The sequence below is a fragment of the Spirochaetota bacterium genome (assembly GCA_038043445.1).
Classification (GTDB): domain Bacteria; phylum Spirochaetota; class Brachyspiria; order Brachyspirales; family JACRPF01; genus JBBTBY01.
This window is the reverse complement of the sequence record JBBTBY010000083.1, coordinates 1,927-22,364: the sequence shown is the minus strand read 5'-3', so window position 1 is coordinate 22,364 and position 20,438 is coordinate 1,927. Positions and strand designations below refer to the sequence as shown.

Sequence of the window (20,438 nt, the reverse complement as noted above, 5' to 3'; positions counted from 1 at the left end):
AAAGACCCCTTTCCTCTCGTGTTTCGCTTTGCTTCAGATGCCCCAAGTTCGGATCATTTTTCGGCGATCAATTCCCCGCACGTTATCGGTGTCCCCGGCATGCCGTTGGGGCGATCGAATTTGATGCATATCCCGTCGTCCGCGCGGCACCAGTAGAGCGCGCTCCAGAACATCGAGAACGGTCCCAGGATCGTCATGCGAACACGCAATGCCGTGCGCGATACGCCCCCGACGGTTATTGTTTCCGTTCCTTCGCGTATCATCATGAGGTTGTTCGCGGTAAGGTCGGCGGGATTGACCACCCAGAACGGCTGTTCACGGCTGCCGGAGCGAACGAAAAGTGCGATGGGAAGCTCGAACAGCTGATACCAGGGTATGGCGCCAAGCTCTACCGACCGCCCGACTACCGGTTTGCCGGCAAGCGTTCCGGAGAAATGAACGGCCGTATTCGAGCGTACGCCGATGATGGTCCATGTTTCCGTGCTCTCCCAGCGGAGCATCGCCCCGTTCAGTGCATGGATGCAGTCGGTATCGCGGGTGCCGGCGACATTCGATGATGACAGCCGTATGATGTTCCTGTCCTCTTTCCATGAGACGATGTAGGTGTTCGTCCTGTCCCCGGTCACGCTCCGATAGGTGTATGCACCGTTCTCAATGCCCGAGAGCCCGCCCGCCAGAACGATCATCGAAAGAAGCACGAACCGCACGGTCAATTCCCGGATTCTACCGCGGCGACAAGCGCCTGATATTTTGCACGCCGCTCGGGGACCTTGACGATATAGCGTTTCGTTTCATAGGGAAGCGATGCCGAAAGGGCGCTGTAGAAATCGCTGTCGGATGCCTTGAGGAGCGACCTGTTCGCATCGATCCATCGGCGGATACGCGGGGCGCCGCAATTATATCCGGCGACACCCATGAGCTCATGCTTGTACTGATAGTCCCGGAACGGCTCGAAATATGCCTTGTAGGTATAGAACTGATTGAGGAGCGCGGTGCCCAGATTGATGTTGAGGTCGGGCGCTTTCAGCTGCTGTATCGATATGTACTGCTTTGAACCGAGCGCGGTCTTTGCCGCATCGGACGCGCTGTCGGGCACGAGCTGCATGAGCCCGTAGGCGATACCGTTGTCCGAGTAGGGGTTGAACGCGCTTTCCACTTCGATGATGGAGAGCGTAAGGTCAAGCGATATGCCGTGCTTCTGCGAGAATTTCTTCACGTACGGATAGTAGATCCGTGCGCGCTCCGTCATGTTATCTTTTTTGAGCGGCACGGTCGCGGTGTATTTCACCTTCGTCTCGCCGTCGGGGGCCTTGTAGATCGTGCGTTTGGTGGCATCGCGTGCGCGCTGCATATCGCCTTCGGTCAGCTGATTCCTGAGGTACTGATCGCCGCCGGCATCCTTATCGTCCCTGACTGCGATGATGCGGTCATTGATCGAGGTGAGCATGCCCTGCCTGTTCTCGTTCTTCTCGGAATCGATGACCTCGACGGTGACAGCGCCGTCCTCGAACGCGACCTTTGTCTTCTTCTTCGCATCCTCGGAGTACGATACATAATCATAACGCGTCGACTTCTCTATCCTGTCCCAGAGCCGCTGTATCTTCGCCTCGAGCGTTTTTGTCCTGTCCGCGATAGAGGTCTCATGCGCCGTCGACTTCTGCTCTATGGCGCTCTTCACGCCGCCGGTGCGCTCCTGGATCTTCGAGAGCGATGATTGCGCCCCGAGCATGCCGATCACACCGACCAGTAGTGCGGCAGTACGTATCGTTCTTTTCATGTTCATCACTCCTGCATCGTTAATGTCCGGCGACCGAGCGCTTCGCCATATCGATGACCTTTTTATCGGACAGCGTATCCGCTTCATCGCCCGGCGCCTTTACGACCGTGCATTTTCCCTCGAAGAAAACGCCTTCCTCGGCGACGATGCGCGGTGTCTCGATATCGCCGGCAAGATCGGCGGTAGCCAGAAGCACGAGGCGCTTCGTCGCGCGCAGATGTCCCTTAACCTTGCCGCCGACAATGATGATCTCAGCGCTGATGAAGGGTTCATCGGGTTTCATCGATTCTGACGCCGTCGCTTTCCCATTGACACCGACGAGTACGCGGCCGCCCTTCGCTATCTTTCCGATGAATTCCCCGTCGATGCGGAGCAGCCCGTTCAGTTCGAATTCACCGCGAAGCTTCGTGCCCTCCCCGATGATGCTGTTGATAAGAAGATTTTCGCCGTATACCATGTTAGAACCGCGTCGTCATGTACGACCAGGGGTCGACGGGGACATCGCCGAGGCGTACTTCATAATGGAGATGCACCCCCGTGGTCTTTCCCGTCTTTCCCATGAACGCTATTGTGTCGCCCTTGCGTACGCGCTTGCCGGGTACCACGTTCAGCCGATAGTTATGCGCATAGAGCGAGCGATACCCGAATTTGTGATCGATGATCACCGCGTGCCCGTAGCCGCCGAGCCAGCCGGCATACGCGACGACGCCGTCAGCGGTGGCGATGATGGGCGTGCCCTGTATATAGGCGAGGTCAACGCCCTTATGATACACGTATTTCTTGGCGAACGGCGACATGCGTACGCCGAAACCGCTCGTCCGCTGCCCCGCATAATCCCTCACCGGCCAGGCTGACGGCATGGCAGTAAGGAGCATCCGCCGTGCATCGACGAATTTATACACGTTCGTCAGGTGCGGACGCGAGGTATCGAGGCGAATGCCGAGCTTCGAGAGGAGCTCCGCGTCGCGCGGATAGGTGAAGACGATGCCTTTCGCGTCGTTGGTGGCTGGTGCCATACGCTCACGCTGCGGGTAATTCATGCCGGATGCCTTGTACAGGTTCTTCAACGCCGATTCATACGCATCGAATTCGCGCTGCAATTCCCTCGCGCTGTCATGGTATTTTCCGAGGGAGAGCATCATCTTCCGGTCCTCTTCCCTGAGCGGCTTCAGATTGGCGTCCGCCGGTTCGCGTTTGAACGAGAAGGCGAGTGCGAGCACGAGAATGCCGATGAGCACGAGCGCAGCGAATGCGATGGTGTAATTATAGAGGTGAAAATTGAGGATGCTCTTCTCGGAATGCGGGACGAACATTATCGTCTGCATCTCCATGCCTTTCTGGTGGATGGCACGAAGTATGCGCCGAACGAACTGCTCGATGCGCACGGAAAGCTTTTTCTTGCGGACAAGGTGGTCGTAGCTGTGGTCCATATCGCTTATACTATCGGATTATTCCGCGCCTCCGTCAAGTGTTCCCATCCTGTTCCCCGAACATATCGGTCACGGTCTTTACGCCCAGATGCCGGTAGGCGAGTGCGGAGGCGACGCGCCCTTTCGCCGTGCGCTTGATGAAACCGCACTGGATAAGGTAGGGTTCGATGACGTCCTCTACCGTTTCGGCATCCTCCGAAAGGGAGACCGCCATCGTTTCCAGCCCTGCCGGACCGCCGGCATAATGCTCTATTATCACCGTGAGATACTTTTTGTCAAGCGCGTCAAGCCCCCGTTCGTCGATGCCGAGGAGCGTGAGCGCCTCCTCCGAGAGCTGCGCGGTTATGGTCCCGTCCGCTTTGACGACGGCGTAATCGCGGATGCGGCGTATGATGCGGTTGACGATGCGCGGCGTTCCCCGCGAACGGCGCGCGATGAGCCCGGCGGCGTCCGCCGCGAGCGGTATCGCGAGGAGCCGTGCGCTCCGTTTCACTATCTCGCTGAGCTCGGTCTCATCGTAGTAGTTGAGCCGTTCCACGATGCCGAAGCGGTGATAGAGGGGAGAGCTCAGCATGCCCGCGCGTGTTGTTGCGCCGATGAGCGTGAACTTCGGGAGCGGAACCCGGAAATTCTTCGCGCCGATGCCTTCCCCGACCTTGATGTCGACGAAAAAATCCTCCATGGCGGAGTAGAGTATCTCCTCCACCTGCGACTTCAACCGATGTATCTCATCGATGAAGAATACATCGCCTTCCTTAAGCGTGGTGAGCACGGAGGCGAGGTCTCCCGCATGGTCGATGGCGGGGGCGGACATGCTTTTCATCGTAACGCCCATTTCGTTCGCGCAGATGGCGGCGAGCGTGGTCTTGCCGAGGCCCGGGGGGCCGTAGAACAACACATGATCGAGCGGATCGGCGCGTTTCTTCGCCGACGCAAGATAGATGGAGAACTTTTCCTTGAGCGTCTTTTGTCCGACAAAATCAGCGAGGACGCGCGGCCGTATCGCGTGGTCGACCGTGTCCTCATCGGTGTGCTTGGGCGTGTTTATCGGATTATCGCTCATCGATGCGCAGTATACAGCGGCGCATGGGAAAAGACAAGGAATTCCATTTTCTCAGCTGCGCATATGCGGGAAAAGTATCGTATCGCGTATGCTTGCCGTGTTGATGAAAAGCATGATAAGGCGGTCAATGCCGATGCCGAGCCCGCCAGCGGGGGGCATGCCGTACTCAAGCGCGTTCACATAGTCCTCGTCCATGAACATGGCTTCATCATCGCCGGTAGCGCGCTCTTTCACCTGCGCTTCGAAGCGGCTCTTCTGATCGACGGGGTCGTTGAGCTCGGAGAAGGCATTGCCCATTTCGCGGCCGTAGATGAATATCTCAAAGCGCTCAACGAGCTCGGGATCATCCTTTTTACACTTCGCGAGCGGCGATACTATCTGCGGGAAATCGGTGATGAACGTCGGCTGTATCAGCTTCGGTTCCACCTTCTCCTCGAACACATGCGTCATCGTCACCCATTTGTTGGGAGTGCCCTTCATCTCGATGCCGATCTGCTTCGCCGCCTTTACCGCATCGGCGTCGGAGAGCGCGCGGAAATCGAGGCCGGTATTGTCCTTGACGGCGGTTATCATCGGGATGCGCGGCCACGGTGCTGCGAATGAAAGCGTCGTGTCCTGGTACTCGATCGATGTGCCGCCATTCACGTCCCTGCACACTGCGGCGAACATATCCTCGGTGAGCTTCATCATGTCATTGTAGTCGGCATACGCCTGATAGCATTCGAGCATGGTGAACTCGGGATTATGCTTCGTCGATACGCCCTCGTTGCGGAAATTGCGATTGAGCTCGAACACGCGGTCAAGCCCGCCCACGATGAGGCGCTTGAGATAAAGCTCGGGTGCGATGCGGAGATACATGTCGCGGCTTAATGCATTATGATGTGTAATGAACGGACGCGCCTTGGCGCCGCCGGGTATTATCTGCATCATGGGGGTTTCCACTTCGAGGAAGCCTTTCTCGGTGAAGAAGTCCCGTATGCGGCGTACGATGCGCGAACGCAGTATGAACGAAGCGCGCACATCGTCGTTCACGATGAGGTCGACATAGCGCTGACGGTAGCGCGTTTCGGTATCGGTGAGGCCGTGGAATTTCTCCGGAAGGGGATTGAGCGCCTTGGAAAGCAGCGTGAATTTCGATACCTGAATGCTTATCTCGCCGGTGCGTGTTCGGAACGCCTCGCCGGCAACGCCGATGATGTCGCCGATGTCAAGAAGCTTCTTGAACACCTCGTATTCGCCTTCGCCCACGGCGTCGCGTGTGACGTATATCTGTATCGTGCCGGCAGCGTCCTTTATCGTGGCGAAGCTCGCTTTGCCCATGACGCGCATGAGCATGATGCGCCCGGCGGATGCGAGCGGCGTCTTATCGTTCGAGAGCGAATCGAAATTTTCCTTTATCTGTGTGCTCGTATGCGTGACATCGAATCGGACCGGGTAGGGGTCTATGCCGCGTTCGGCAAGGGTAGATAATTTACCGAGTCGGGCCGCCTTTTCCGAGGGCTGTGATGCTTCTTGTTCCATGGAGGTCTCCGTTTTTCGTGGGAGGGATTGTATCATGGAAGCGGGAAATATCCATACATCGTATCGTCATATAGCTGCACGATGTGTCGATCCGGGGTAGTGCACACGAGCCCGGGAGATGAACTTGACGCGCGAAATGGACGATATATAGTCGTACGCAGCGAACGCTGTTACGATGCCTGTCGATATCGATGGGCATCAAAGTTGAATGAGCTTAATGTACATGTGCCGATCATTCTTCGTCGTCATATTCATGGCACCGCTCCTCGGTGCGGGTCCGAACGTATCGCGGGCGGATGTCGCTCTCGATACGAACGATATTTCTCTTCAGACCGCCATCACGCGTACGAATGCGTCCGCCGGGACGAACGCCGTCAAGGGGAAAACGAATGCATCGGGATCGAACGCGTTCCGTACGTGGCTCGCGTCATTGCCGAAGTTCAAGATACAGCCGAGCATGATCGATCATCACATCGTCGCGTTCTACGGAAAACCGCGCTCCCTGCGGATGGGGATACTCGGACGCCACAGTAAAGAGGAGCTAGTGCCGATGCTGCGCGCCGCGGCATCGAACTATATCAGCACGAATCGGCGCTCGACGGTCACCTGCGCGTTCTATATCGTCTATGGCATGTGCTCGCCCGGCGGAGAGATAATCACGCTCGATAAGAAGATCGTGGAGTCGTACATACACTTCGCGCAGTCGAACAAGATGCTCGTATTCCTCGATCATCAGATCGGGAAGCACTCGGTGGGGTACGCAATGCGTTCTCTCCTGCCGTTCCTCGCGTACAGCAATGTGCATCTCGGGCTCGATCCGGAATGGCGTACGGAAAAGCCCATGGAGGATATCGGCATCGTTACCGCTGCGGAGATCAATGAGGCGCAGTCGAATATGCAGGCGTATCTCATCACCAACCGCTACCCCGGAAAGCGTATGCTCGTCATCCCGCAGTTCCACGAGAAGATGCTCGTCTACCGCCGTACGATACGCGCACAGTATGATCCGGTCGTCATCGTGCATTCCACATCGGGTATCGGCCCTCCGGCTGCAAAGCGTGCGATACACATGTTCAATTCTCTTGCTACGAATATGCCGAATAAGGCGTTCAAGCTCTGGTACCCGTCGGAGAAGACGAATATCCCGTACGACAATCCGATCATGAAGCCCGAAGAGGTGGTTTCGCTCAGACCGGAGCCGATGCTCATCATCTATCAGTAGCAGATAGCAGTGCATTGCCCGCGCATTGACAGTGTAAAATAATTGTTGACGGGAATGTACCAACGTTGTATACTCCGTCCACATGCTGGCAGCCATAATTGTATTAGCACTGATCGAGATAGCCGGTTTTGCGTTTTTCTATCTCTATATCGTGGGTCCTGTGCGGCGAAAGGTCGAACGGGATATCATCGAGAGCATGGAAAAAGATCTGAATGCACTGGTGACCGAGTTCAATCGCAGCGCTTTGCAGAATGTTGAGCTTATCGAAGAGCGCATCAATCGGCTGAAAGAGGCCGTAGCGGCAAGTAAGGATGCCGAATTGTCGCTTCTCAAGGCATCCGATAAAGTACAGGCAAAGCGTGCACCGGTAAAAAAAACAACGGTACATGAAGATGCGGCTGCTTCGGATACGTCGTATGGGGTAGCGGCATATCGATCGTCGACCACACGCGAGGAAAAAGATATTACGCTTACCGTCGGGACGGATGGCGTTCGCGAGGAAGCTGTTGACATTCAGTCGCGGATCGTTAGTTTATACGGGTCCGGTGTGACCGTGTCACAGATCGCCGAGCGGGTACAGATGACACGCGGCGAGATCGAAGTGATACTCGGCATGCACGGAAAATTATAATCATTTCGGTGCGATAACACTATGCTTGCAGAGCGAATCAGGTCCGTCCCGGACCTTCCGGGCGTATATTTGATGAAGGATGCGGCCGGCGGGATCATCTACGTCGGCAAGGCGAAATCACTTAAAAAGCGCGTGCAGTCCTATTTCAATGACGGTGCAAAAGATCCGAAAACGATGCTGCTTGTCGAGGCGATCAACGATCTCGATTACATCGCAACGCAGAGCGAGGTCGAGGCGCTGCTCCTCGAAGCGGAGCTCATCAAGAAGCATACGCCGCATTTCAATATCGACCTCAAGGACAACAAGACATATCCGTTCATCAAGGTGACCGATGAGCCATTCCCGCGCATCTATAAAACGCGTACCGTCACGAACGACGGCCGGTATTTCGGCCCGTTCGTCGATGTGTGGCAGGTTCGCGAGATAATCGGTCTCATAGAACGACTGTATCCGATACGTACCTGTCGCCATACGACGTTCAAGCGCCACGCAAAATGCCTGAATTATCATATCAATAAATGCAAAGCGCCCTGTGCCGGCATTATCAGTGAGGCGGAATATCGATCGTTCATCGATGAGGCCGTGTTCATCCTGGAAGGGAAGATCGACGGGCTTGTAGAACTGCTCACCGAACGGATGAAGCGTCATGCAGAGGGCATGGAATTCGAACAGGCAAAGGCATTACGTGATCAGATATCCGCGCTCGATGCCGTGCGGGTAAAGCAGGATGTATACGTCCACGACGGCGAGAACGCCGATGTGATCGGTATGTATGGTGAGAACAATCACTATACGGTCATTCTGCTCAGTGTGCGCGGCGGCAGGCTTACTGATAAAAGAAGCTTTTCCGTCACGGGGTTCGGATCGACGGCGGAGATAATGGCGGAATTCATCAAACGGCATTACGAGACGATCGATGCGCCCGCGGTCATCCGTGTCGGTGAGGATATCGAAGATCGCGACGCCATAGCCGCGTGGCTCGCCGAAAAGCAGAAGTCTCCGGTGGCGATAGCCTATGCTTCAGGCGATACCAGACGCGGCATACTGTCCATCGCTTATGAAAATGCGCGGCTGACGTTCAGGGAGACGCATCTCACGAAGGAGCTTTCATCCGGTGTTGCGCGGCTGCAATCGGTGTTCAAGTTCGAGAGGCCGCCTGCTTTGATCGAGGCGTTCGATATCGCCCACCTCATGGGTTCGCATACATACGCGTCGCTCGTGCGTTTCACCAACGGTGTAGCCGATAAGAAGAACTATCGATTGTTCCGCATACGCACCGTCGCCGATATCGATGACCCTCGGTCGATACGCGAGGCGGTGTTCCGCCGCTATCGGCGTCTGGTAGCAGAAGGAAAACCGATGCCTGACCTTATACTCATTGACGGCGGACGTGCGCAGCTCAACGCGGCGATCGATGCATTAAAGGAATTATCGATACACGGCCAGAAGATCATCGCTCTTGCCAAGCGGCTTGAGGAGATATATCTCCCGAATCGGGATGAGCCGCTGAGGCTCCCGGCGAACGATGAGGGGCTGCTCCTGCTTCAGCGTATACGCGATGAGGCGCATCGCTTCGGGAATTCGCGCCATGCTCGTGCGCGTGTGAAGGGATCGCTTGCAAGCGTGCTTGAACGTATTGAGGGCGTTGGACCTGCGCTCAGGAAACGGCTGCTCAGCCACTTTAAAAATATTGAAGCGATAAAAAAAGCGGATGTACATGAACTTTCGCAGGTACGCGGCGTGAGCAGATCACTTGCCGTGCGTGTGCGCGATCATTTCACGAAATAGTACACGTACCTTATTCCGCGGTCAATTCAAAGAAAAGTGCCGGACCCTTTACGAGCGTGCCCGTATCGATGAGTATACGCGCTTCATTGTCGACCGGTTCGCGCAGTTCCACGATCTCCCTGCGTTGTCCGTCCATGCCGAGCGCATGGCATTTCATGGATCGCGCGTACTTGTTCCTGAGGGCTATCTTCACCGTTCCTGTTTCGACCAGTATCGGCAGCGTTCCCATTTTTATCAGAGATACCCGATCGGGGGACGTTTCAAGCCCGGTGTTGACCGCATCGGTGGAGTAGACGAGGAGGAGTCGCTTGCTTTCCGTCAGGGGCGCCTCGTCGAGCGAAATGACTGCAATGGCGGCCGGCGTTGTCGTGCTTACGAGGCGTGCGGCGTTCAAGGACGTTTTGCCGTTCTCCTTCAATATCACGCCCTCGGCGCGCGGTGTGATCAAGGTGAATTGGCCGTCAGGGGTGAACATCGTGAGCTCTTTTGTATCGCTCTGATATATCTCTTTTGAAGCGCTTGAGGTGTTGTCCGCGGAAAGCACGCCTTTGCTTTTCAGGAGCGCGATAACGCGCGTCAGATCACTCCCGTCGCCGCGATCGATGACATTCGCCATACCGCCCATGCCCTCGCCGGTTATCGCCACTTCGCCGCCGTCGGTGGGAAGGAGCATCACATCCGGAGTACGGTACGGCGGAAGGCCCTCTGGATATTTTTTATCGTACTGGACGCCGAATCCGCAGAGCAGGGCTATCTTGCTCTGCTCACTGTTGATAGTCCGGTTCAGCGTGCCGTTGGTGAAAATATAAGCATCGTTCACTGCTATCGCTACCGTATGCGGTGACGGCTTTACATCGCCGCGCTGATAAAGGAATGCCGCCATGACCTGGCTTGCACGGCCGATAGGATCGCGTCCGTAGTAGCATTCCCTGAGCGGTGCTGAGCGGAATGCGACCGCCTGCTCATGAACCGTGATGGCGCTCTGCTTCTGAAGCGATGAATATGCCGCGTAGAAGAGCCCCTCTTCATGGCGGTAGCGTCCCCAATAAGGCGAGCCATATTCGGTTATCAGGAGCGGACGATTGAGGAGACGCGCGGCGGCTCGTGAGCGCCAGTAACTTGCCGCGGTAGCAATGGCGCTGTCCTGCGTAACGCGTGAGCCCGGGCGTTCGCCGTCGGTCGGGAGCGCGTGGTATCCATGATTCGCCACGAGGGAGGAATCATTATGTATCGCATGGTGGCGGAAGAACGTGAGTACGTCATAGAGCACGGAATATCCTTTATAGCCGATGCCTCGAAGCGTTCCAAGATACCATGAATGCATATCCGCTTCTATTTCGTAAAGGAATATACCGATATCGTTCGCGCGCTGAGTTGTGCCGGCGGCTTCCTGCTTGCCGAAGAACGGTATCGTTTCGAACGAGCCCCCCGGGATTGCGGCATCCCCCCAGTTCCGCATGAGAGCGGGATAATCGTTCTTGTAGCGTTTGGCGAGGAATTCACGCCATCGCCTTTCTGCCAGGGGACGGAATTCGGGGCCGGCGAAATTATCTCGATATACGCCGAGGTCCTGCTCGTTGAAGAGCGTGACATACGCGACCGCGGGGTCGTCCGCGAGCGACAGTTTCGTGTACGGGTTCTTATGGTTCATGATGACACGCACGCTCTTTTCCCATACCTCACGCGATGCGGGATCGACCAGGAAACGCTCTTTGTAGCGCATGGCCTGGCCTTCGTTCCACGTTGCGCGCTTAAGGCCGGTAAAGCTCATCGTATCCAGGCCGAAATAGATGCCCTCCTGCTTGAAGCAGTGTATGAGATACTCAAAACGATCGAGATTCAGCGGATTGCATGAATAATCCGCCGTCGAGTCGGTCATAAGATAGAAATCTACATAATGCAGGCGTATCATGTTATAGCCGTGACGCTTGACGAGCGCCGCATAGGCGCGGCAGTTCTCTTTTGTCCGCTCTTCGGTCGCGCCGGCAAGGGCAACATCGGGATGATCGAAGAGATGATTAATGAGCGCGTTGAATGCGAAGAAGCGTACTTCCTTCTGCGGCCGATCGGTGAAGGAGAGAAGTCCGCCGGGTGTGATGGTAACGCGCCCGTATTTCCCTGCAGGACCATCGACGAGGCGGCTCAAGTCGAGCGCGCTCCCCGATGCTATCTGGATATTTTCCATATCGATCGGTTTCCATCGATCGTTCGCTTTCATGAGTATGTTCGCGTTTTCCGCCGCAGCACTTTCACTCCCCGCTGTCCGGAGTTTCTTCGTGGTGGAATTATAGCCCACCGATGTCCCGTAATTGATGAGCGTGATGCCGCCGATATCCACGGTTTGCTGCTTGTTGCCGACCTGAAATGTCAGCGTCGTTTTTTCCGCCGGGAAGTCCTGTTTTGCCGTTCCCACGAGGAAATAGCGTTTCCATTCACCCTCGGCGCGCGCGGTCGTGACGATGAGCCCCGCCCATTTCGGCTCATTGCATTCGATGAGGGAAAGAGATTCGCACCCGCCGCTGCCGGCCGATCTGATATAGAAAATAAGGGCGACGACATCGTCTTTGGCCACGGGGGATGCGAGCGGGGCTTTGAGCTGTATCGCAGACGGGCTGCCCATCTTTGCCGGAACGGTCACGCGAATGGCCTTTGCGAACGGTTCATCGACAGAGATGATCTCGGCTGCAGCACGATTGTCCGTATAATCGCCGAGTTTCAGCGCTTCATGATATACCGCCCGGAGAAGCGGTGTACCGTTCGGCAAGCCCGTCAATTCCGGCTCCTCGCAAACGGCTGCGATCGATGACAGTGTGAACAGGCACAGGAGAAAGGCTTTTCCCATTACGGTACTCCGTTCGTACGCGGTGTTGTCTTTCCAGTGTATGCAGAGTGCGCCAAAAATACAATGGAATATCGTATGTTCGGGATGTAAAATTCTACGATGTGGTTTATACTGTACCGATGCCGTCGGCACCCTATCACATCGACATTCACTCGCTCTCGCCGGTCGTTGAGGCGGCGGGCTTGGTGGACTATCCTTCCGGCGTCACCGTCGGCCCCCGGACGATACGCGGCTATGAGATCATTTATATCGCCTCCGGGAAGTACGTAATCGATGTGCTCGATCATTCGTTCACGCTTGCCCCGACGGATGTGCTCATCATGCCGCCGAACGTGTCCCATCGATACTGCTCCGCGGGGGCATCGTCCTCGCATTATTACGTGTATTTTTTCCTGTCGCCGGCGGACAAAAAACGTATCGATAGAGCGCGGGGCAGGGTAGCGCGCTTCTCCGATATAATGCTTTCCGCAACGTATCTGGATGCGCTTCCTATGCATGTCCCTGCATTCCCGCGCGAAAAAGAGTTCATTTTCAGCGATATCGTCGAAAGCCGTAACGACCTGAACGTACGCTCGCTGGCTGCCGCGGTGATAGTGCTCAAGGAACGCACGCTCCGTCTGCTTCGGGAGGTCCTGTCCCACGCAGCCGGCGTCGGCAGTGCAAGGGAGTCGCAGTTCGCGGAAAGTGTACGCCGCATTGATACGCAGTATGAAAAAGAGATATCGGTCGCCGATCTTTCCGCGCTCGAGGGGCTGACACCGAATTACTACAGCACACGGTTCAAGGCGCTCTACGGCGTCGCCCCGATGGAATATGTGGCGATGCGGCGCATTACCGCAGCGAAGGAGCTTATGCATACAGGGCTTTCGCTACGCGATATCGCGGCGCGCACCGGGTATCGCGACCAGTACTATTTCTCGAACGTGTTCAGGAAGATAGCGGGGATGTCGCCGAGTGAATATCGAAGACTTGTCCTTCATGCGGGGCCGCACCGTCGTGGGTGATGGCGTTGCCATGGCGTATTGTGAGTGAATTTTTTTGTAGGTGAAATATACTGATCGATTAACGCCGGATTAAGCGGGTAAGAGGGATAGACACGAATTGCACGAATAACACGAATAATTCGTGGAAATTAGTGTAATTCGTGTCTGGCTAACCATAGCCATTTGCAATTATTTCGCTGCGTTACCACAATAGAAAGTCACACACTGGCGTATTGCCCGTAGAGCGTCTTTCTGATATACTGGTGATATGTTCAATACCATTCGTACCCGACGTGTCATCATCTTCTTTGCAGCGATCGCGATCGTGTTCCAATGCGCACCGTCGAGTTCCGCAAAACGTCTGTTCCGCGTGTTCATCGATCCGGGGCATACGCGGCATACGAACAGCGTGCGCGGCATCATCGGCGAGGAATATCTTGTCAACTATGCGGTCTCGCGCCATCTTGAGGAGCTGCTCCGTGCCGACGGCCGTTTTGAGGTCGGGATAAGTCGCGGGGCCTCGAATTACCTGGGCATCATACCGGAGACCGTAGCGTCGAACCAAGTACTGCTGTACGGCATCGCGCGAACGACCGTCACCAATGACAGACGAAATGCGCAGATGGAAGATAAGGACCTTGCCGAACTCTATGCGGTCCGCTATTATGCGATACAGAAAAAATGCGATCTGCTTCTCAGCATCCATTTTGATTATGTCGCCGATAAACGGCATCAGCGGGAGGAGATCAAGAACGGTTTTCACCTGTGCGTGAGCCCCAATAATCGCCGCTTTGATGAATCCATGACGGCAGCCCGCACGATCCGGGCGGCGCTGGCCGCACGCTACCGGTCGAACCCGACCATCGAGCATAATAAGCAGTTCATTACCCCGGATATCAGGAAGCACTATGACCTCAAGACGCTTGTCCGCGACGGTATAGCGTTGCGAAGTCTGATCATACTCGGCGACGCTTTCGAGAATGCCTATTATGAGCGTGCAAAGATAACGCCGGAAGTCGATGTGCCATCCGTGCTCGTTGAATGCGGATTCCTCCACGAAAAGAGATTCCTTGAAGACAAAGAGCTCCGCGAGCTGGCGAACTGCCTCTATCGCGGGCTTATCGCCTATGCCGGGTTGCCGGCGGGTGCAAAACCATGACCGGAAAAACGCTTACCGATGCCGTCATAGAACTGATCCGCGTGAATACGAGCACGCTTCCGGACGATATTACATCCGCATTGCACCGAGCGGCGACCGATGAAGCCCCCGGGAGTTCTGCGCGCGCTGCGCTTGAGGATATCGTCAGCAACATCGATTCAGCGAAAGCCCGATCACTTGCGCTCTGTCAGGATACGGGGTATCCGACGTTCTTTGTTCGATGCCCCCCCGCAGAGTGGACATCGCTTGCCGTACCCGATGCCATACGCAATGCCGTGAGAGCGGCATCCGAGCGCTCATATCTCAGGCCGAACACCATCAGTACCGTCGACGGAAGATCGTATCCCGATAATGTGTTCGCGAACATGCCGACGATACATGTTGAGCCGGACGATATTTTTTCCATCGCGATGCTGCAGAAAGGCGGCGGGAGCGAGAATGTGAGCGCGCAGATATCGCTCCCGGATATGACCCTCGGTGCCGGGCGCGACAGCGAGGGCGTGTTCCGTGCGGTCATGCGTATTATCGTCAATGCAGAGGGCAATGGATGCGCCCCGGGTATACTCGGCGTTGCGATAGGCGGCGACCGCGAAAGTGCGTGGCATGCGGCAAAAATGCAGCTGTTCCGTCCGCTTGACGATGAGAATCCGAACACAGCACTTTCAGAGCTCGAGAAGCGTATACTCACGAGCGCGAACGACCTCGGCATAGGACCCATGGGGCTCGGCGGGAAGACGACGCTCCTCGGCGTGAAGCTCTGTTCGCTTGCACGTGTGCCGGCGTGCTATTTTGTAACGGTAAGCTACGGATGCTATGCCCTTCGCCGCCGCACCATGACGATAACGGACGGAGGGTGCTCGATTGCGTAATATCAGTACGCCGCTGTCCGCCGATACGGCCCGAACGCTGTCCATCGGCGATCAGGTATTTCTTTCCGGCACCATCGTCACCGCACGCGATGAGGCGCATAAATTCCTTGTGAAGGGGATACAGGGGACATTAACGGGGAAAGACCGGGAGATATTCGATCGTGTATCGAAGCATCTGAAGGATGGCGTTATCTATCACTGCGGGCCTATCGTATCCCGGACGAACGATTCATATCGTGTCGTGTCCGCGGGTCCGACGACGAGCATACGCGAAGAGATGTACATGGGCGATATTATCCGTTCGCTCGGTGTGCGTGTCATCATCGGGAAAGGCGGTATGGGTGAGAATACGAAAAAGACGATAGCCGATGCAGGGGCCGTATATGTAAGCGCTACCGGCGGTGCCGCCGTATATCTTGCGGACAGGATAATCTCGGTGACCGATGTGTTCCTCAAGGAAACGTTGGGCGAAGCGGAAGCGATGTGGGTCTTCACGGTGAAGGATTTCCCCGCGACGGTAACGATGGACTCGAAGGGTGCTGATATGCACGCCGCAATACGCAGTGCGAGCGAGAAAAAGCTGTCGTCCTATATCGTATAGCGCAGGAACGCGTAGGAGCGCGGCGTCGGCATCGAAACATGCACGGATGATCCCTTTACCGTGCCTTCGCAGCGGAAGCCGTCGTCATTCGATGCAAGCATGGTTATCGACAGCCCATCAGGCACGTCCACGATACGGTAGCTGAAATCGTCCGCTTTTGAGAATTCCCGCAGCAGTATAAGATAGCCTTCTCCCGGACCGATTATCGCCTGAAAACCGGTGAACTGCGTACCATCGGGCATATTGCCGATAGGGCGTATCTCCGCGTTATGGAGGGCGTCGCGTTCTTTCCTGAAAACCGTAATAATGCGGGAGAGCTGAGCGGCATCGGACGCTTCCAAATGCTGCATTTCCATCCAGAGCAGCGGATTGGACACCATCACCGAAGCGAAGAGATAATCGATGCCGTAGGCGGCCGGTGCGAGGGGGTCATCACCGTATTTTTCCGCATTGCGCCGTGGATTGAGTACTTCGAATTGGAATTTTCTCGGCGGTATGAATTCGGCGAGGAGCCACAGGTTCTTGAGCGTTCGATGCGGGAAATAATTTCCCCAGTCGCTGTAGCGGTTCTCGACGAAAATGGTGCCGTACTGTTTCTCGTAGAGATACCCGAGCCGGACCTGCGCGGTCACATCGAGATCGAACGTTGCCTTCCCGCCGCTTTTTTCCGTCACGAGAGCAAGGAGTGCGGACAGGCGCATCTCGGCGGTCTTGCTCAGCAATTTGATGCCGTCGAGCTTGAAATGGCGTATGCCGAAGCCCGTATAGAAACCAAGAAGAACATCGGCGTCTTTTTCGTATGCGGCGTAATCGTCGGTCGCGTCCGGGGAGAACCATAAACCGAGCTCAAAGCCGTTTTCTTTCGTGTACGCAGTGAGCGGGGCAAGTCCGTGCGGGAATTTTTGCTTATGCACGGTCCAGAAGTCAGGGTCGGCGGCGTAATAGCTTCCCCACGCCGTGCTTTTTTTCAGGAGCGAATTCGCGCTCGCACCCTGCTGCCAGCCGTCGTCAATCTGAACGATATCGACGCCGATTGTTCTTGCCGATCCGCATTCTCGCAGCATGAAGGTTTCGTTCACCGCCTTGTCCTGATTCCTGTCGCCCCAGGTGTTTGACATGATGCGTAGCGTCCCGTTCGGGGCGTTCTTGTGTACTCGTGCGTATAACCGCGCATACTCGCGTCCTGCCGCATGCGATGCTGGTGTGCCGATGGTCATGCCGTAGGCAGGGATGAGCCCTTCATCGGAGCCGAGGCCCGAGCCGCACAGCTGTACGGATGCAGCTGCATGCACATACAGGTCGTCGCCGGTGCGGTTGAGGGACCCCGCCGGCGTGGGGCCTTCCTTTACGATCATAAGCGTGTCATCCGTGATACGCCGCGAAAGAACGAAGATGTTGCCGCGGAATGAACGCGTGCGCGTATGGAAGAGCTCCTCTTCGGCACGCGTAACGAGCATGTCATGGATATCGGTCACGTCATGGAGCTCTATCGCGGATATCCTCAGATGCTTTTCGCATATGCCGAGGGAATAGATGCAGTCCGCACGTACATCGGATTTGGTAATCCCGGACTCGATGCCGCTCGCGGACTCGGACGTCGCGGTCTGTCGCGTGATCGCCGGCGTAACGAAGGCCCGCATGGATATGAACGGCATGCCGGGATGTATCGTATAGACAAGCCGTGCCTCGTCATCGTGCACGGCGATAGTGACAGAGAGATGGCGTTCCGAGAGCCCGGTATTATCGGTTATGCTCGAATACGCGCTGAGCGTACGGACAGGGTTCCCGATGAGCGTGGTGAGCGCTTCTCGCGTGCTTCCATGCCACGAATACTTCGAGCGTTTGTCGATGAGGTATGCTGATGAGAGCATACCGCCGATATGCTCGACACGATGCTCAATGCGTGCATTGCCGATGATGAGTGATCCGCCGGCCAGGGAGAAATAGCAGTCCTCAAAAATATCGCCCACAGATGAGTCCTTGATATGATGATCTACTATACATTTTCAGGTGGCGTTGTCAATGTCATTTACATGAAATAAAGGAGGAAGAAAAGCTGAACCACGGAGATGCACAGAGGCTGTGCGTGGGAGGAAGGAGTCGTTATATTTTGAAAGGCATCGATAGTATTCTGTTTCTCTCCGTGCTTCTCTGTGAACTGTGGTTTTATTGCTATTTTTTTGATGTTATTGCGACGACGGGCCCTTCGAGGGCTAGGGGAATTGCAGCCAAGTCATATTTCTTAAAATGCGGGAAAGATCCAGCGTTCGTAAGCCGTTCTTTTGCCGCCGATCGCACGGCAGGGGAATTGAGATACTCTGCGAGCGAAAGCAGTGCGTTGCGGTCGTTCCCCGGATGTGTGATGGAATACACGGATTGCTCCGGGATCGCATCCGTTTCGTCGAAGACCGCAATAAGTTCGCTGCCGGTCTTGCGTACGAGCACGCGCGGCGTTCTCATGAGCTTACCCCTGTCCATGGTCCCGCCGATCATGTCGCGTTTACTGCCGGTGAAATAATGCTTCCCGATGACAGCCTTCGCGGAAATATCCGCGCCTTTGATCACGGGGACTCGATGCGAACTGTCCATCGCAGCGACGACGCTCCCCGCGCGGGCTATGAAACCGGTAGCGATGGAGAACTCCGATGCGAGCGTTCTTTCATGTGCCGGCGACGGTACGTGCATGCGGAGGAGATCGGACCGCGATATCGTGCTCGTTTTCCGTGACGGGTAGTCTTCGAGAACGATAGGAGCGTTCGCTGTCGGTGTCCTGTTGAGAAGGACGATGATGATATTATCGCTCGTCACCCCTGCGAACGGGACATGTGTCACGATACGTGTTATGGTCATGCGTGCGGCAAGTCCTTCGCACAGGCGGCGATATTGGCGGTTATGGATGAGGCGATCGGGCAGGACGAAGGCGAGCACGCCCTCCGGGGCGAGGAGCTCGAGCGAACGATGGAGGAAAAGCTCGAAGAGATTCGTGCGATAGCGGTCGCAGGGGTAGCGTTCCATGAGCCATGCGCGTACGGCTGCATCGTAGAGGGATGAACGATGTTTCCCGGTGAGCGATGCCCACGGCGGATTGCCGACGATGAGCGGGAATTTTCGTTCCCACGGCAGCATGCGGACGCCCGCGTGCCCTGCAATGCGCGCGTTATCGATGAGCGTATCCGCTTCGATCAGGGATGCGTCGCTGCCCCCGATGCCGGCAAGTGACGCACGCGCGGCAGCTATTCCTGACGCATCGATATCGGCACCGTAGAGGCGACTCGTGCCCGTTCGGGGCGGGGCGAGTTCTTTCAAGAGCACGGCCGCATGGCGCAGGAATCGTCCGTCACCGCAGGCGGGGTCGAGAACGGCGAACGTATCCGAATGCAATAGTGGTGCGGGGAGCGCGTCAAAGGCAGAGGAAAGCGTGCGAACGATGATATCATCGGGCGTGTAGAACACCCCGCGATCCTTCGGTGTTGCCGTGGCGGTCATACCGGTACTATACCACGTTGCTATCGGCAAGGCAATCTGCTTTCCTGCATCCGGAAAAATGATATACTATACGCAGAGAACACGAAGGAGCTATCGAATGGAACTTTCCACTGTCATCAATGAGCGGCGTGCAACACGATCGCTTGCGCCGGCCATTATCGATGAGGCGATGGTACGCCGCCTTGCGGAGCGCGCATCCCTAGCGCCATCCTGTTTTAATAAACAGCCATGGCGGTATGTATTCGTGTACGGCGATGCGGCGCTCACCGGGTTGAAAACAGCGCTCAATTCTCCCGGTAATGACTGGGCGCAGAAGGCATCGCTCATCACGGCGGTCGCATGCCGGAAAGAGGATGATTGTGTCGTGAAGGAGCGTGAATACTATCTTTTCGATACCGGTATGGCTACGGCCCTGCTGCTCTTAAGCGGGACGGAGATGGGCCTTGTCATGCACCCCATCGCGGGATTCGATGAGAATAAAGCGAAGGATGCGCTCGGTATACCGGCCGATCATCGTCTCATCACGCTTGTCATAGCGGGGAAAAAAGCCGTTGCGGCAGATCCTATCCTCTCGGAAAGCCAGCGGAAGGCCGAGGCCGTACGTCCGGAGCGTTTTTCTTTCAATGAATTTGCGCGTATCGATCGGTGGTGAAGAGAGGGGTTATCGTTTTTTCTTTTTCTTCGACTTCGGTTTCGCCTTCGAATCCGATATCTCGTCCGAACGGCGAAGGTGTTCCCCGTAATTGCGGCCGTACTTCTGCACGATGCGCCTGAGATACGTAATGTTCTTGTTCATGTACTCTTCGTAGAAATCGCGGTCTGCGCCCCATCGTACGCTGAAGTGTCCCCGCATGACACGGTGGAGCCCGCCCAATTCCTCGTTCATACGCCGACGGGCGATGTCGTTGTAGAAGTGTTCGGTCTGGGAGAGTATCTCGTCCGCTGACCCGTAGATGACAAGACCGGTCTTCCGCATATCGTGGTAGAGCGAGAGGAGCTTTTCGAGATAGCGGCGATCGGCGAGCTGCGCCATGAGATCGGCGGTGACGAGCACCTTTGCGCCGGA

The 20,438-nt window shown here is 56.0% G+C and carries 18 protein-coding genes; 8 read left to right on the top strand and 10 right to left on the bottom strand.

The genetic code is table 11. The features are described 5' to 3' along the window. Positions 1–53 precede the first annotated feature (53 nt). From AABZ39_12890 to lysS, 6 genes are read right to left on the bottom strand one after another with little or no spacing between them, the layout of a single operon-like run. Positions 54–707, bottom strand: a complete 654-nt coding sequence (locus AABZ39_12890; protein ID MEK6795669.1) for a hypothetical protein — start codon at positions 705–707, stop codon at positions 54–56. Positions 708–709: 2 nt separating this feature from the next. Further along, a complete protein-coding gene (locus tag AABZ39_12885) occupies positions 710–1,777 on the bottom strand; it encodes a murein transglycosylase domain-containing protein (GenBank protein MEK6795668.1) in 1,068 nt (355 codons plus the stop codon). 19 nt (positions 1,778–1,796) lie between these two features. After that, complete coding sequence (locus tag AABZ39_12880; GenBank protein ID MEK6795667.1) at positions 1,797–2,234, bottom strand: polymer-forming cytoskeletal protein; 438 nt, start codon at positions 2,232–2,234, stop codon at positions 1,797–1,799. Position 2,235: 1 nt separating this feature from the next. After that, entirely contained in the window at positions 2,236–3,207 is a 972-nt protein-coding gene (locus AABZ39_12875; protein MEK6795666.1) for a M23 family metallopeptidase, read from the bottom strand. A gap of 34 nt (positions 3,208–3,241) precedes the next feature. Then, positions 3,242–4,270, bottom strand: a complete 1,029-nt coding sequence (gene ruvB / locus AABZ39_12870) for a Holliday junction branch migration DNA helicase RuvB (GenBank protein ID MEK6795665.1) — start codon at positions 4,268–4,270, stop codon at positions 3,242–3,244. A gap of 51 nt (positions 4,271–4,321) precedes the next feature. After that, on the bottom strand, positions 4,322–5,791 hold the full coding sequence (lysS, locus tag AABZ39_12865) for a lysine--tRNA ligase (protein MEK6795664.1): 1,470 nt from the start codon (positions 5,789–5,791) through the stop codon (positions 4,322–4,324). A gap of 223 nt (positions 5,792–6,014) precedes the next feature. On the opposite strand from lysS, the gene AABZ39_12860 reads away from it, so the two are divergent. The 3 genes from AABZ39_12860 to uvrC all read left to right on the top strand — a co-directional run bounded on the left by AABZ39_12860 (position 6,015) and on the right by uvrC (position 9,432). Continuing rightward, positions 6,015–7,013, top strand: coding sequence for a hypothetical protein (locus AABZ39_12860; protein ID MEK6795663.1), 999 nt, complete (start codon positions 6,015–6,017; stop codon positions 7,011–7,013). An 82-nt stretch (positions 7,014–7,095) separates the two neighbouring features. Continuing rightward, a complete protein-coding gene (locus AABZ39_12855; protein ID MEK6795662.1) occupies positions 7,096–7,644 on the top strand; it encodes a hypothetical protein in 549 nt (182 codons plus the stop codon). A 21-nt stretch (positions 7,645–7,665) separates the two neighbouring features. Beyond that, complete coding sequence (gene uvrC / locus AABZ39_12850; protein ID MEK6795661.1) at positions 7,666–9,432, top strand: excinuclease ABC subunit UvrC; 1,767 nt, start codon at positions 7,666–7,668, stop codon at positions 9,430–9,432. A gap of 10 nt (positions 9,433–9,442) precedes the next feature. Here uvrC and AABZ39_12845 read toward each other — a convergent pair whose 3' ends face one another. Beyond that, complete coding sequence (locus AABZ39_12845) at positions 9,443–12,274, bottom strand: hypothetical protein (GenBank protein MEK6795660.1); 2,832 nt, start codon at positions 12,272–12,274, stop codon at positions 9,443–9,445. Between the two features lie 101 nt (positions 12,275–12,375). Between AABZ39_12845 and AABZ39_12840 the strand changes: the two genes are divergently transcribed. The 4 genes from AABZ39_12840 (at position 12,376) to AABZ39_12825 (ending at position 15,886) form a co-directional block, all read left to right on the top strand. Further along, positions 12,376–13,278 carry an AraC family transcriptional regulator gene (locus AABZ39_12840; protein MEK6795659.1) on the top strand — a complete coding sequence of 301 codons (903 nt, stop codon included), beginning with the start codon at positions 12,376–12,378 and terminating at the stop codon, positions 13,276–13,278. A gap of 247 nt (positions 13,279–13,525) precedes the next feature. Then, the gene (locus tag AABZ39_12835; protein ID MEK6795658.1) at positions 13,526–14,416 is read left to right on the top strand and encodes an N-acetylmuramoyl-L-alanine amidase; all 891 of its coding nucleotides are present in this window, start codon (positions 13,526–13,528) and stop codon (positions 14,414–14,416) included. Next, positions 14,413–15,285 carry a fumarate hydratase gene (locus AABZ39_12830; protein MEK6795657.1) on the top strand — a complete coding sequence of 291 codons (873 nt, stop codon included), beginning with the start codon at positions 14,413–14,415 and terminating at the stop codon, positions 15,283–15,285. The genes AABZ39_12835 and AABZ39_12830 overlap by 4 nt, the downstream gene beginning before the upstream one ends. After that, entirely contained in the window at positions 15,278–15,886 is a 609-nt protein-coding gene (locus tag AABZ39_12825; protein ID MEK6795656.1) for a FumA C-terminus/TtdB family hydratase beta subunit, read from the top strand. Before AABZ39_12830 ends, AABZ39_12825 begins: the two co-directional genes overlap by 8 nt. Here AABZ39_12825 and AABZ39_12820 read toward each other — a convergent pair. Then, the gene (locus AABZ39_12820) at positions 15,874–17,856 is read right to left on the bottom strand and encodes an alpha-galactosidase (protein ID MEK6795655.1); all 1,983 of its coding nucleotides are present in this window, start codon (positions 17,854–17,856) and stop codon (positions 15,874–15,876) included. The two genes, AABZ39_12825 and AABZ39_12820, sit on opposite strands and share 13 nt — an antisense overlap. A gap of 202 nt (positions 17,857–18,058) precedes the next feature. Next, on the bottom strand, positions 18,059–19,402 hold the full coding sequence (locus AABZ39_12815; protein MEK6795654.1) for a TaqI-like C-terminal specificity domain-containing protein: 1,344 nt from the start codon (positions 19,400–19,402) through the stop codon (positions 18,059–18,061). Between the two features lie 67 nt (positions 19,403–19,469). Between AABZ39_12815 and AABZ39_12810 the strand changes: the two genes are divergently transcribed. Further along, positions 19,470–20,024 carry a nitroreductase family protein gene (locus tag AABZ39_12810; GenBank protein MEK6795653.1) on the top strand — a complete coding sequence of 185 codons (555 nt, stop codon included), beginning with the start codon at positions 19,470–19,472 and terminating at the stop codon, positions 20,022–20,024. A gap of 9 nt (positions 20,025–20,033) precedes the next feature. On the opposite strand, the gene AABZ39_12805 is transcribed toward AABZ39_12810, so the two are convergent. Next, the coding region (locus tag AABZ39_12805; protein ID MEK6795652.1) for a hypothetical protein at positions 20,034–20,438 on the bottom strand (405 nt) is incomplete at its 5' end.

What these genes read in the sequence shown, in the direction of transcription:
- ruvB (MEK6795665.1), bottom strand. Translation starts at nt 4,270, where the DNA reads ATGAGCGATAATCCGATAAACACGCCCAAGCACACCGATGAGGACACG.
- AABZ39_12860 (MEK6795663.1), top strand. Translation starts at nt 6,015, where the DNA reads ATGTGCCGATCATTCTTCGTCGTCATATTCATGGCACCGCTCCTCGGT.
- AABZ39_12830 (MEK6795657.1), top strand. Translation starts at nt 14,413, where the DNA reads ATGACCGGAAAAACGCTTACCGATGCCGTCATAGAACTGATCCGCGTG.
- AABZ39_12885 (MEK6795668.1), bottom strand. Translation starts at nt 1,777, where the DNA reads ATGAAAAGAACGATACGTACTGCCGCACTACTGGTCGGTGTGATCGGC.
- lysS (MEK6795664.1), bottom strand. Translation starts at nt 5,791, where the DNA reads ATGGAACAAGAAGCATCACAGCCCTCGGAAAAGGCGGCCCGACTCGGT.
- AABZ39_12835 (MEK6795658.1), top strand. Translation starts at nt 13,526, where the DNA reads ATGTTCAATACCATTCGTACCCGACGTGTCATCATCTTCTTTGCAGCG.
- AABZ39_12845 (MEK6795660.1), bottom strand. Translation starts at nt 12,274, where the DNA reads ATGGGAAAAGCCTTTCTCCTGTGCCTGTTCACACTGTCATCGATCGCA.
- AABZ39_12855 (MEK6795662.1), top strand. Translation starts at nt 7,096, where the DNA reads ATGCTGGCAGCCATAATTGTATTAGCACTGATCGAGATAGCCGGTTTT.
- AABZ39_12810 (MEK6795653.1), top strand. Translation starts at nt 19,470, where the DNA reads ATGGAACTTTCCACTGTCATCAATGAGCGGCGTGCAACACGATCGCTT.
- AABZ39_12880 (MEK6795667.1), bottom strand. Translation starts at nt 2,234, where the DNA reads ATGGTATACGGCGAAAATCTTCTTATCAACAGCATCATCGGGGAGGGC.
- uvrC (MEK6795661.1), top strand. Translation starts at nt 7,666, where the DNA reads ATGCTTGCAGAGCGAATCAGGTCCGTCCCGGACCTTCCGGGCGTATAT.
- AABZ39_12875 (MEK6795666.1), bottom strand. Translation starts at nt 3,207, where the DNA reads ATGGACCACAGCTACGACCACCTTGTCCGCAAGAAAAAGCTTTCCGTG.